This is a genomic window from Pedobacter sp. Leaf176, from assembly GCF_001424305.1.
GTDB lineage: Bacteria > Bacteroidota > Bacteroidia > Sphingobacteriales > Sphingobacteriaceae > Pedobacter.
The window spans coordinates 683,691-695,994 of sequence record NZ_LMPD01000002.1 but is presented as its reverse complement, the minus strand read 5'-3'; the positions used below and the strand labels follow the sequence as shown (position 1 = coordinate 695,994).

Annotated in this window: 11 protein-coding genes and 1 tRNA gene; 5 read left to right on the top strand and 7 right to left on the bottom strand. The window is 37.2% G+C overall.

Features of this window, described 5'->3' with window-relative positions; genetic code table 11:
* Positions 1 to 24: 24 nt before the first annotated feature.
* A complete protein-coding gene (locus ASF92_RS08520; protein ID WP_056090807.1) occupies positions 25 to 1,932 on the bottom strand; it encodes an ABC-F family ATP-binding cassette domain-containing protein in 1,908 nt (635 codons plus the stop codon).
* A gap of 180 nt (positions 1,933 to 2,112) precedes the next feature.
* Here ASF92_RS08520 and nudK point away from each other — a divergent pair, with 180 nt between their 5' ends.
* From nudK to ASF92_RS08500, 4 genes are all read left to right on the top strand, one after another.
* Positions 2,113 to 2,697 carry a GDP-mannose pyrophosphatase NudK gene (gene nudK, locus ASF92_RS08515; protein WP_056090804.1) on the top strand — a complete coding sequence of 195 codons (585 nt, stop codon included), beginning with the start codon at positions 2,113 to 2,115 and terminating at the stop codon, positions 2,695 to 2,697.
* Between the two features lie 70 nt (positions 2,698 to 2,767).
* The gene (locus ASF92_RS08510; RefSeq protein ID WP_056090801.1) at positions 2,768 to 3,178 is read left to right on the top strand and encodes an Rrf2 family transcriptional regulator; all 411 of its coding nucleotides are present in this window, start codon (positions 2,768 to 2,770) and stop codon (positions 3,176 to 3,178) included.
* A 69-nt stretch (positions 3,179 to 3,247) separates the two neighbouring features.
* A complete protein-coding gene (locus ASF92_RS08505; protein ID WP_056090798.1) occupies positions 3,248 to 3,898 on the top strand; it encodes an NAD(P)-dependent oxidoreductase in 651 nt (216 codons plus the stop codon).
* A gap of 130 nt (positions 3,899 to 4,028) precedes the next feature.
* Positions 4,029 to 5,060 carry a quinone-dependent dihydroorotate dehydrogenase gene (locus tag ASF92_RS08500; RefSeq protein ID WP_056090795.1) on the top strand — a complete coding sequence of 344 codons (1,032 nt, stop codon included), beginning with the start codon at positions 4,029 to 4,031 and terminating at the stop codon, positions 5,058 to 5,060.
* Between the two features lie 276 nt (positions 5,061 to 5,336).
* Here the strand turns inward: ASF92_RS08500 and ASF92_RS08495 are convergent, their stop codons facing one another.
* From ASF92_RS08495 to ASF92_RS08485, 3 genes are all read right to left on the bottom strand, one after another.
* Entirely contained in the window at positions 5,337 to 5,507 is a 171-nt protein-coding gene (locus ASF92_RS08495; RefSeq protein WP_056090792.1) for a hypothetical protein, read from the bottom strand.
* A gap of 34 nt (positions 5,508 to 5,541) precedes the next feature.
* A tRNA-Cys gene (locus ASF92_RS08490) sits at positions 5,542 to 5,615 on the bottom strand.
* A 59-nt stretch (positions 5,616 to 5,674) separates the two neighbouring features.
* Positions 5,675 to 6,430: an RNA methyltransferase gene (locus ASF92_RS08485; protein WP_056090790.1), complete on the bottom strand. Its 756-nt coding sequence runs from the start codon at positions 6,428 to 6,430 to the stop codon at positions 5,675 to 5,677.
* On the opposite strand from ASF92_RS08485, the gene ASF92_RS08480 reads away from it, so the two are divergent.
* Entirely contained in the window at positions 6,421 to 8,829 is a 2,409-nt protein-coding gene (locus ASF92_RS08480; RefSeq protein ID WP_056090788.1) for a BamA/TamA family outer membrane protein, read from the top strand. The two genes, ASF92_RS08485 and ASF92_RS08480, sit on opposite strands and share 10 nt — an antisense overlap.
* Before the next feature lie 2 nt (positions 8,830 to 8,831).
* On the opposite strand, the gene ASF92_RS08475 is transcribed toward ASF92_RS08480, so the two are convergent.
* Genes ASF92_RS08475 through ASF92_RS08465 form a run of 3 tightly spaced genes read right to left on the bottom strand, consistent with a single transcriptional unit; the run spans position 8,832 to position 12,291 of the window.
* The gene (locus ASF92_RS08475) at positions 8,832 to 9,404 is read right to left on the bottom strand and encodes a 2'-5' RNA ligase family protein (protein ID WP_056090785.1); all 573 of its coding nucleotides are present in this window, start codon (positions 9,402 to 9,404) and stop codon (positions 8,832 to 8,834) included.
* Positions 9,405 to 9,445: 41 nt separating this feature from the next.
* Positions 9,446 to 9,976 carry a hypothetical protein gene (locus tag ASF92_RS08470; RefSeq protein WP_056090782.1) on the bottom strand — a complete coding sequence of 177 codons (531 nt, stop codon included), beginning with the start codon at positions 9,974 to 9,976 and terminating at the stop codon, positions 9,446 to 9,448.
* The gene (locus ASF92_RS08465) at positions 9,973 to 12,291 is read right to left on the bottom strand and encodes a patatin-like phospholipase family protein (protein WP_231729775.1); all 2,319 of its coding nucleotides are present in this window, start codon (positions 12,289 to 12,291) and stop codon (positions 9,973 to 9,975) included. The genes ASF92_RS08470 and ASF92_RS08465 overlap by 4 nt, the downstream gene beginning before the upstream one ends.
* Positions 12,292 to 12,304: the final 13 nt, after the last annotated feature.

The window sequence follows — 12,304 nt, the reverse complement described above, 5'->3', positions numbered from 1 at the left end:
ATAAATTCTTATCTGCGGTTAAAACTAACCCTCCAACTCCATAATTTCGGCTGCCAGGGTTTCCCATTTAGTCTGGCTATTATCTAAATCTTGTTTTGCAGCCAGATAACGCTTATTCGCTTCAGCCAATTTATCCGCTGTGCCATAAATATTTTCATCCGCCAATTCTGCTTCAATGTTTTTCACAGAAGCCTCTAATTCAGAAATCACATTTTCTGTTTTTTTAAGCTCCTCGTTTAGTTTTTTTAACTGGCTGGCTGTGTTTGGAGTTGTCGGTTTTGGATCTTCCTTTTGCTTTTCAGGCATTTTAACCGGAATTGGTTTAGATGCTGGAATAATGCGTTTGCTGTTCCATTCTTCGTATTCAGCGTAGGTGCCGGGATATTGCTTAATTTGTTCGTTTTCGATAAACCAGATTTTATTAGCAACATTATCCAAAAAATACCTGTCGTGAGATACGGCTATAAATGTGCCTTCAAACTGTTGTAAAGCCTGGATTAAAATGTTTACAGACTGAATGTCCAGGTGGTTTGTTGGCTCATCCAGAATCAGGAAGTTGGAATCCGTTGTTAAAGATTTTGCTAAAGCAACCCGGGATTTTTCGCCTCCTGAAAGTACCTTGATTTTTTTGAAAACATCATCACCCGTAAATAAGAAACAACCTAAAATGCCGCGCAATTCGGTATCGGAATGCTTAGGTGCAAAAGCCTGTAATTCTTCCAAAATAGAATTGTCCAGGTGCAGCGATTCCAACTGATGCTGTGCGAAAAAAGTAGTAGTAACATTATGGCCGGTTTCACAAAAGCCATCGAATTTTTCAGTCCCGGCAATCATCCTTAACAAAGTAGATTTACCCTTACCGTTGGCTCCGATTAATGCGATTTTATCACCCTTTTCGATAACTGCTTCAGCATCCTCCAAAATATGAACATTTGGGTAATGTTTAGTAGCATGTTCAATACGAACGACGTGACGGCCTGATGGTTTTGTGAATTTAAAGCTGAAGTTAACCGTCGGGTTGTCATCATCCACATCGTCCACTCGCTCCATTTTATCTAAAGCTTTCATACGCGATTGCGCCATTTTTGCTTTCGAAGCTTTCGCTTTAAAACGTTCGATTAAACGTTCTTCCTGTTTAATTTTTGCCTGCTGATTTTTAAATTCGCCTTTCTGAATTTCACCTCGTAGCGCTTTTTCTTCTACATAAAAACTATAATTACCCGCATAAACAGTTAACTTCCCTTTGCGTGACTCTACTGTACGGTTCACAATTTTATCCAGGAAATATCTATCGTGAGATACAATTACGATTGCACCTTCAAAACCCATTAAGTAGTTTTCCAGCCACTTAATAGAGGGTAAGTCCATGTGGTTGGTTGGCTCATCGAGTAATAAAATATCAGGATTTTGAAGTAATATTTTAGCAAGCATTACACGCATACGCCAACCTCCTGAGAAAGTGTTCAGCGGACGGTGTTGATCTGAAGTACTGAAACCTAAACCTGCCAAAATTTCGTTTGCCCTATATTCGATATTATATCCGTCTAAAGCTTCAAATTCCTGCTGTTTATCACTTAATTTATATAAAACCTCTTCACTATAATCGGTCTCAATTTTTCTAAGTAATTCCTCGATTTCATCGTGCAATTGGTTTTGGCGCTCAAAGGCCTCCATTGCCACGTGCAAAATGCTATGATGGGAATCGTAAGAAAGCAAATCCTGATTCAGATAACCAATTTTCAGGTCTTTAGACATGGAGACTGTACCTGAACTTGGTGCATACTCGCCAACAATTATTTTTAAAAGTGTCGATTTTCCTGTTCCGTTAGCGCCAATTAAGCCGGCCCTGTCACCCGGTTTGATGTGCCAGTTCGCTTCGTCATATAAGGCTCTTGAGCCGATCAGGAATGTTAAATTATTTATTGAAATCATTTCGGCTGCAAAAGTACGAATTTTTAAAGCTTATTTTATGCCGAAAATTAAATACAATAATGACCTTATTTCAGATTCTTTAAAAACAACCCAGAAGATTTTTGCCGTCATGATTAGCAGTCGACTTTTAGCAAAAGGAATAAAAATTAATTAATACTTTTGATTTCAAGCCAGGCAAACATGAGCAACGATAATATTAAAATAATCAGTAGGGAAATCCTTTCCGATAACTGGTACACGCTAAACAAAATTACTTTTGAATATTTAAAAAAAGATGGCACCCGCGAAACCCAAAATCGCGAAGCATATGATAGGGGAAATGGCGCGACAATTTTGCTTTATAATAAAACAAATTTTACTGTAATCCTTACCCGTCAATTCCGATTGCCAACTTATATCAACGGCAACGAGACCGGTATGTTAATCGAAACCTGCGCTGGTTTGCTTGACATGGATAATCCTGAAACAGCCATTAAAAGAGAGACAGAAGAAGAAACGGGCTATCAGATTAAGCATGCGGAAAAGGTTTTCGAAGCATACATGTCGCCAGGTTCGGTTACTGAAATCCTTTACTTTTTTGTAGCAGAGTATTCAAAAGATATGAAAGTGAGCGAAGGCGGGGGGCATCATGAAGAACAGGAGAATATAGAAGTTTTAGAACTGCCTTTTGAGTTCGCTCTGGAGATGATAAAAAATGGGGAGATTAAAGACGGTAAAACGATTATGCTTTTGCAGTATGCGCAAATTAACAACTTAATGGGTTAAATAAGGTATAATAAATTTTGATTTTTAAAAAAAACCTTTACCTTTGTACTGTAATAAAAATAATTACAGAATGAATAACAGCCGGTTTCCTATTTCTCTTCATATTTTAACCTTGCTCGATGATGCTAAAGGAACCCTGGTAAGTTCTGAGTATTTAGCAGGGAGCATCAATATTAACCCGGTTTTGGTACGCAAGGAAATTATGAATTTACGAAAACACGGTTTTGTGGATAGTAAAGAGGGTAAAGGCGGTGGGTCTTTTTTAGCTAAAAGTGCAGCTAACATAAACCTGGGAGAGGTATACAAGGCAGTCAGAGATAATACTTTTTTAGGTCAAAGTAAGAATGAACCTAACCCGAAATGTCCGATTGGAAAACAAATTAACCAACACTTAAATACACTATACAGCGATGCTGAAAATGCTTTGTTAGAGAATTTATCGAAGCAGACATTAGCTGATTTCGCATTGAAATTCAAATAAAAATTTTTAAACAAAACTGTAACAAAATACATTACAATTAATTAATAAAAATAAATAAATTTAAAAATTATGAAAGTAGCATTAATAGGTGCCTCAGGATTTGTAGGCAAAGCCCTTTTAAACGAATTGGTAAGTCGCGGAAATGAAGTCATTGCAATTGCGCGCCAAACGGATAAAATTGAAAGCACAGATGAAAATGTACACAAAGTAGCTGTCGATGTACTGGATACGGAGAAATTAGCGGAGGCTTTGAAGGGGGCCGATGCAGTAATCAGCGCATTTAATGCGGGTTGGACTAACCCAAATCTTTATAACGACACAATAACAGGAGCAGAGGCAATTCAAAAAGCGGTTAAAGTTTCAGGTGTGAAACGGTATATTTTTATCGGTGGTGCAGGCACTTTGCAAATTGATGGCAATCAGCTTGTAGATGGTCCTGAATTCCCAAAAGAAATTTATCCCGGAGCATCGGCTGTTAGGGATTATTTCAACATTTTAAAAGAGGAAAAAGAATTAGATTGGTTGTTTTTTAGTCCTGCAATTGAAATGCATCCCGGCATTACCATAGGTCGCACTGGAAAATATCGCTTAGGGAGAACATCGCCTGTCTTTAATGAGGAGGGGCGTTCTATTTTATCGGTAGAAGATTTATCAATTGTTCTTGCTGATGAACTTGAAAATAATGCTCACCACCAGGAGCAGTTTACAGCAGCGTATTAGGTGATCTAAGATGCCTATATGTAAGATGGATGAGGGAAAAAGGAATGTGTATTATTTCGGATTGATGATTTTTTAAGCACATTTTCCATTTTACCTTTTCCATCTTCCATTAAGTTATTATCTTCGTTGCATGTATCGCCTTATTAAACCAATATTCTTCAAGTTTGACCCTGAAAACGTACATTATTTCGTTGTTAAGCGGTTAAAATGGTTTAACGATAAATTTCCACTTGGAAAAACTATCATTCGAAGCAGTTTCGATGTTCACATTAAGGGTTTAGAGAAGGAAGTTTTTGGTCTAAAATTCCGAAATCCAGTTGGTTTAGCTGCAGGTTTTGACAAGAACGGCGAATACGTTGAAGCACTTAATAACCTTGGTTTCGGCTTTGTAGAGGTCGGTACAGTTACACCAATGCCCCAGCCGGGAAATGATAAGCCACGTATGTTTCGCTTGCCAAATGATGAAGCCTTAATCAATAGGATGGGATTCAACAATAAGGGGGTTGATGTAATGGCCGAACGATTACGCATGTTGAAATGTAAGCACCCAGAAATTATTGTTGGCGGAAATATTGGTAAAAACAAGGCAACGCCAAATGAAGATGCCGTAAGCGATTATATTAAGTGTTTCGATAGTTTATTTGATGTTGTTGATTACTTCGTCGTAAATGTAAGCTCTCCAAATACCCCTGGCTTACGTGAATTGCAGGAAAAGGGACCACTAAAAAATATCCTGAATACCTTGCAGCAACGGAATCGAAAAAACGATATTTCACGCCCGATTTTATTGAAAATTGCACCGGATTTAACGGATTCACAGTTAGATGATATTATTGAAATCGTAGCCGAAACGAATATAGCTGGTATCATTGCAACTAATACGACTATTAGCCGGGAAAATCTTGCAACAGAGAAAACACTTGCGGGAGAAATGGGTGGCCTGAGTGGCAAACCTGTTAAAGAGCGTTCTACTGAGGTAATTAAATACCTTTCAGAAAAATCGAACAGGGCTTTTCCGATAATAGGTGTTGGCGGAATCCATTCAGCTGAAGATGCAAAAGAAAAACTAGAGGCCGGAGCAAGTTTGGTTCAGTTGTATACGGGTTTTATTTATGAGGGGCCGGGATTGATTAAATCGATTTGCAAAGCCCTTGTGAAATAATTGTCTGATAATTTCTACTTAGGTACGGCAAAATCTAAATTCATTCAATTTTCAGAATGAATACGCTCATTTAATCCAACAGCATACTAAAAATGAGTCGTTGAACTATCCTGTTTTTTCTGGAAAACTGGTCTTTCATTTATTTTTTAATTGCCTAATTGTAAACCGGGCAATTTTTTCTGCTTCCAATTTATTTGTCTTCAGCATTCCACAGCATAAAAAAAGCATCCTTTGATCAGAAGGATGCTTTAAATCTTTTTAAGAAGATTCTAAAAACTATTTTGCCAATGAAGCTAAAACAGCGTTGTTTTTAGCTAGCTGATCGTTTTTAGGTTGTGCAGAGCGGCTTCCTAACTCAATGTTAGTTGCTCTTTTTAAAAAATCTACCTCCTGGTGAGCTGTATTTTTGTTTCTTCTGTCTTTTCTTTTTAATCTGGTAACTGCCATGGTAATAACCTTTTAATTATTTTATTTGTACAAATGGAGGTCGAGAGCGGATTCGAACCGCTGTAGAAGGTTTTGCAGACCTCTGCCTAGCCACTCGGCCACTCGACCTTTAAATTCAAGGCTGCAAAAATAGCAAATATTAGTTAGCCCGCAAATATAATTCACAATTAATGCGATTTAGTTTTGCCCTTCGCTATCTCTGAGCAAAATATAGCAGCACTTACGGCTACATTCAAGGATTCAGCATGGCCAATCCTTGGTATCGTGATAGGTTGAGTTATTTTTTTAATCACTTCTTCTGTAATCCCTTTCCCTTCATTGCCCAAAATAATTAATCCCTGTTTCCCCCAATTGGTTTCGTAAATAGAGTTACCATCTAATAATGCACCAAATACAGGGATTTGGCTCGATTCTAAAAGAACCGATAAGTTTTCATAATAAATATTTACCCTCGCTAATGAGCCCATTGTCGCCTGAACAGTCTTAGGATTAAAAGCTTCAACACAGTCTTCAGAACAAATAATATTTTTGAATCCAAACCAATCTGCAGTTCTGATAATTGTGCCCATATTGCCCGGGTCTTGTACGCCATCGAGTACAATGGTGAACTGATTTTTTAAGTTATTTAAATCTGCCGGCCTACTTTCAGGCAAGTGTAAAACGGCTAAAAAACCCTGCGGACTTTGTAAAGTACTAATCTTACTCAATTCAGCGTTGTTTACTTCAAATAAGTTTATATTTGCGGGTAATTTAGGTAACAAATTATATTGTTCGCTAACGTAAAACAGGGTATGAATCCGGTAGTCAGACTGTATAAATTCTTTAATTGATTTTATACCTTCAACCAGAAATAACCTATTTTCTTTACGGTATTTTTTTTGATGTAACGACTTAATAAAACTGATCTGAGATTTTGAAAGCATACCAATCCTTTAAATATTTTAAACTGAAAAGCCCTGCAATATTACCATTTATTATTATTGTTTTCATTCAGGCTTGTTCTTCAACTAAATATATTCCAGATTACCAGGCAATTGTAAAGAAAATTACGATAGATAGCATAGATGCTAAATTTGAAGAACAGGCGTATAACTATGTCCAAAAAGACATCAGGCCCTCGTCTGCATTCAGCATTAACGTTCCGATTTATAATTTGTTTAATACAAAAGATGGAAGGTATAAAACAACAGATATTAAACCTTTTGGAACACCGCCCGCAATTTTAGATAGTACATTAGTTGAAATATCCAGAATTCAGATTCAGAAATTCCTGAATGGTAAAGGTTACTTTCAGGCAAAAGTTACTGCAGATATTAAAGTTAAAGAAAAAAAAGCCGAAGTAAATTTCAAAGCAGATCCAGGTCCCGCTTCTATTATTGGAAAGGTTATGGATTCGATTGCTACCCCTACTATAAAAGCAATATATCAAAAAGAAAAGTCGAAGTTTACGCATCTTCATCAAAATATGCAATATGATTCAGACTCTTTATCCTACGAAAGAGAGCAAATTTATAGAGTGATGAAAGAGAATGGGTACTTTTATTTTCTTCGCCCTTACATCAACTTCGATGTTATTGAAACTTCGGATGTAAAAAATGTAGACTTACGGTTAAATGTTACAAATCCGCCAAGTGGAAACCATAAGCAATATAATATCGGTACAACCTACATGATTATTGCGCCAAGTCCGGATGGTTTTCCGGATTCGCTCAGAAATTACGTAAACAGAGACACAACCCGTGGTGTATCATTCACAGATTTATCGAAACGATACCGGCGAAATCCTATCCTTCGCTACGATTTTCTAAAAAAGGGTGAACTTTACGACCTCAGGAATGAAAATCTAACTTACGATAGGTTGTACGAATTGAACATTTTTAAAAACGTAAAGATTGATTATTATAATCAGGACAGTACCTCAAATAGAATCAATCCTATTATACTACTAACGCCTCAAAAAGTGATGAGTAACCGGGTAGAGGGGGAAGTTCCTTTCAATGGCGGTACTGTGGGATTCAACATAAGTAATACCTATACAAATAATAATCTGTTCAGAGGAGCCGAACGTTTTGAATTTCAAATTAAAGGAGGGCTTCAATCCAGAATTGGAAATGGGGCATCGCCGTTTAAAGACATCTACCAGAGGGATTTTTCTGTGAGCGCAAGTATAAGTGTGCCCCGTTTAATGATTCCTTTCTACACGCCTGTTTTGGGGGCAAATGGAATGCCTCACACGACTTTTTCTTCGAGTTACATTTACGCATTACAGAAAGATGTTTCGGTGAGACGGATATTTATCAACTCAATAACTTACGACTGGGTTGAAACGAAATCCAAACTCCACTCATTTACTCCTTTAAACTTTGAATATAGGTTTGGTAACCTGGACCCGTCACTTGATCTGTCTACAGTTTTAAACAACCTTTATTATACTACACTTCTGGTGAGGAAAGATTTAACTCTGGGAATGAAATATACCTATACGCTGAATGCTAACAAACTTAATCAATTAAGAACTTTTGTGTATTTAAGAGGTGGGATAGATATTGCAGGCAATCTTTTACAAGCACTTTCAAACTTCAATAATAACAAGCATAACCCAAATAATTATCTTCCTGGTGATACAATAAATCGTGACTACGCCAAAATTTTAGGCTTGCCATATAACCAGTATCTCAGGCCAGAGCTCGATATTAGATGGTATAAGCATTTGGGTGGAGACAGGCAATTTGTAGCGAGAATGAATGCTGGTGTTGCCTATGCATACGGGAACTCAGTGTTTATGCCCTTTGAGAAACGATTTTTCGCAGGAGGATCCAGTGGAATTCGTGCATGGCAGGCAAGAACTCTAGGACCCGGAAATTACAATAGAGGTACATTAAGTTCAGATACAGTTAGAAGAGCTGTTTTTGGATTGGACCAGCTTGGAGATCTGAGAATTGAAACCAATTTCGAATATCGTAGCATAATTCTTCGTAAATTTTTTGGTGGTGTATTAAAAGGTGCAGCTTTTGTGGATGCCGGGAATATCTGGAATTTGAATGCAGACGAGGGTGAAGAAAAGATGTTTAAGCTGAGCAAACTGGTTCAACAACTTGCGATTGGTACCGGCGTTGGTTTAAGGTATGATGTTCAATATTTCGTTTTCAGGTTTGATATCGGTCTGAAACTCAAAGATCCTCAGTTCTCAGGTTCAGATCAATGGGTAATCCGTAAATTTTTATCAGGTGGAAGAGATTTCAAAAATAATTTCAATGCCACACACGGACCAGATACATATCGGTTTCTTCAATATAACTTCGGTATAGGGATGCCTTTTTAATATTAATCGAACAGGCTTAAAGGCTTGGCATGCTGCTGAGGATCTTTAAATTGAAATTCTCTATAGGGCCGCCATTTTTTATCTATATGTTTGTATACTGAAAATCCGGTCACTATAAATGTTCGCTTAAAATTTTTATCCCGGTATGCATCCATTATTAAATCATAAACAGGCACTTTCACATCCTTGAATGCAATGGTAAGGTGTGGTGTAAATTTCGTTACCTCTTTAGCTGGTATTAAAGCCAGCGGCTTCAGGGCTGTTTTAATTTGAGTTTGTAACTTCATAATACCATCATTTTGCTCCACATCAATATATACCGTGTGCGGGGGAAAAGACTTAAAGTTTTTTAACACCTGTTCGAATGTGTTTAGATAAGATGCATCTTCTAAAACCTTAAAGAACCGCTTTTCTTGTTCATTTGAAATTTTAACCGGATTATAAAGTGTAATGTGTGCGGGGCGCTTCAATGATTCAAATACATTGTACTCAGCAGAAATACTTTTCCTGATTTCATCAACATCGTCAATAACAGTTGCCGGCGGTATAAGACAAATTAAAAACAAATTTTCCATATGCAAAAATCACTAATTTTTTTAGTAATTTTAACACTGAATTAAAATAAATTTTTTAATCCGTCGAAGATGCTTTCAAAAAAAGTAGATAGATTTAGTCCGCTGCTGTGGTTGAAATAAACAAAGACCAGAAAAATAATAACGGCAAAAATAATCAGCTTTCGAAATGCAAATGCCAAAACAACAAGCACAATTGGTATAATAAACAGCCATAAGCTATTGATAGGGTAAGGTGTTAAATCAGAATCTTTTTTATAAACGTAGACCAGTTTGCTATGTGTACCCGAATCATTCTGGTGTTTCAAATAAACAAACGTAGAACGTTCTATCGGCAGGGGAAGTACAGCAATACCGTCGTTAAATTTGAGACTTTGTGTAAACCCACTCACACTGAAAGTGTAAATTCCATTAATATTTTCATTAGGCACGTCAAGCGAATCTGCCGCTATGATTGCGAGTTTATTGTTTTTGAGTAAATTTTCTTTAACGATAAAATTGTTTATGGCTGCGGTTTGAGCAGCTCCAAGAAAGCCAGTCAGGCAAAGAAAAATTAAGAAGAATCCTCGTTTCATTCTATAGAACGTTTATTGTAAATTAAATAACCGATATGCAATAATACACCATTTCTTTTAATCGCATCATTATATAAATTATAACTCAAACTTACCGGTCCAACAGGCGTATGGTAAACAAGGCCTGCTGTACCCGCATAGCTGATTTTTGTTATCGCTTTTGCGTAAACAACATCTTGCAGCTTATTCAGCTCGTACTCTTTATGGGGCAAGAAAAGGTAACCTTCCAATCTAAAATCAAGGTTTTTTCTTACATTAAAGATGTTTTTTATTCCGCCTGCCGCATATGTTGAGGCTCTGAATTTATTTAGGAATAATGAGCGGCTATCCTGCAATGGATAAAAAGCGGGCGAAGCCAGTAGTGTAGCATAATAATTATTAAACAAAGGTTGATTGGAAATTACGCCTTCAACTAAGTACCCCAAAGTATATTTATTCAGGTGAAGAAAATAATTCTCCTGTAAAAGTTTCACACCAATCCATTGCCTTAAATGGTTTGAAGGTTCAATTGTATTTGCTGAAACACTATTTCTGAAAATATTGCCCGGATTGTAGTTTTCCCTTCCGGTTGTAAAATTAAAGCTCAGTAAAAAGCTTTGTCCGCGGGTTGCATATTGCTTCCTGTTTAAAGAGTTTTTCTCTAAGTTCAATGAACCTTTAAATCCGTTAAAGATGGTTTGATCGAGTAAATCTCCCACTGCAAACGTATTATTCGGACTATATCTGTCATTGTTATTAATGAATGATGAATGAAGAACAATTTTGGTATTGTAATTTAAAGGAACACCCATCATTAAATCAATTTTTCTATCCGCTTGTTCAATGTAAATCGGGTGAGGGTTTTCAATAAAAATCTGACTGGTGTTGTAAAAATTCCAGTGGTTGTAAGTTAATTCTGCACCTAAAAACAGCGGTAATTTTGTGGGATAGTCAACTCGCCCGCTTAGCTGAACAGATTCATAGAAACGGCCGGAATAGAAGCTCGTTCCAAAAGTGTAGGCTTTTCTGTTTAGGTAATTATATTGAACGCCCAGGAACACATTACTAATGGGTCTTGTGGAGATGTTACCCCCGATATCAAGTTTAAAGCTTTTTCTGGGTTGGGCAACAACCTCAAAGATGTAACTGTCTGTGGTGGCTTCGTAAACTATTTTCGGATAAATGGTTTCAAAGGTCTGATCGGCCACAAGTTTATAATATCCACGTTTAATGTCCTGTAAATTAAATGTCTGCTTATCACTTTTGAAAAGGCGTTCTACATACCTTTTCTGCTGTTCGTTAACCCCACTTACGATAATGTTACTGAAAATGAAGTCTGGTTTTTTCTTATTGAAATTTTCCCTTCTATTTGCTAAGTCTTCATCACTTATGCGTCTGGTGATTAGGGCCTTTATTTTTGCCATATCAGCCATTGTTGCTTCATACCCTTTTCTTATGAGGTCTTCAACAGGTGAAAAATTGGTTACGCTATAATCTTTTAAATCGGGTTGAATGTAAACACCGTTCTGACCAACCATTGTAGAGTCTGATTTCGACAGGAACATAAAAACCAGAAACCTGTTCATCAAGCGTTCATCATTATTTTTTGGATATTCATTATATGTTTTAGATGAAACGTTTGCTCCGATAATATAATCAGGCTTAAATTCTTTCTCCATAACATCGGCAGGGAAATTATTGTATAGCCCGCCATCAAAAACATATTTGCCATCCAGTTTAATCGGCCGATAAATAATGGGAACGGTCATGGTAGCCCGCACCGCTTCTGCCAGGCTGCCTTTGGCAACCGTAATGCTTTTTTGTGAAAGTACGTCGGCTACCATACAGCGGAATGGAATGAAAAGATTGTCAAAATTATCTTTCGAAGCAGCAGAAGCCTGTGAGAAAAGTTCCAGGAATGCAAAATTCAGTGGTATATCATTAATCAGATTGGAACGGAAGCTCAGATGGAAACCTGTATCGATAGCTAACTTTGCAGCCAACATGGAAGCATTTGGCGTATTCTTTTCAAAGAAATACGTATAATCACTGGTATACCTTCCGTTTACCCAGTTTTGAAATTCATTACTCACCGCAATCTTTTCAATTTGTGCAGGGCTGTAACCGGCGGCATACATAGCGCCTACTATGCCGCCCATTGACGTTCCTGTGATATAATCTATGGGAATGTGGTTTTCTTCCAGCGCTTTTAATGTGCCAATATGCGCCAAACCTTTTGCGCCACCACCGCTGAATACAAGCCCAACCTTTTGTGCGTAGGATTGAGTGCAACATGAAATGAGGAGTATAAGCAGGTATCTTTCAAAAGTTAACACTTCTAAAAATAAG